Source organism: Rhizobium croatiense (assembly GCF_019793465.1).
Lineage (GTDB): Bacteria > Pseudomonadota > Alphaproteobacteria > Rhizobiales > Rhizobiaceae > Rhizobium > Rhizobium croatiense.
In genome coordinates, this window is the sequence record NZ_JAILYJ010000119.1 from 1 (window position 1) to 255 (window position 255).

General features: G+C 60.8%; 1 protein-coding gene. It reads left to right on the forward strand.

The annotated features are described in order from the left end of the window. A partial coding sequence (locus K6M89_RS30835; RefSeq protein WP_281424341.1) for a nitrogenase component 1 occupies positions 1-255 on the forward strand: 255 nt, incomplete at both ends.

Sequence of the window (255 nt, forward strand, 5' to 3'; positions counted from 1 at the left end):
AGGAGCTTTTCCCCCTCAACAACGGCATCAGCGTGCAGTCGGAATGCCCGATCGGGCTGATTGGCGACGACATTGAGGCGGTGTCGCGCAAGAAGGCCAAGGAGCACGAAAAGACGATCGTGCCGGTGCGCTGCGAGGGCTTCCGCGGCGTCTCGCAATCGCTCGGCCACCACATCGCCAACGACGCCATCCGTGACTGGGTTTTCGACAAGAACGAAGTCGAGTTTGAGACCGGCCCTTACGATGTCAACGTCG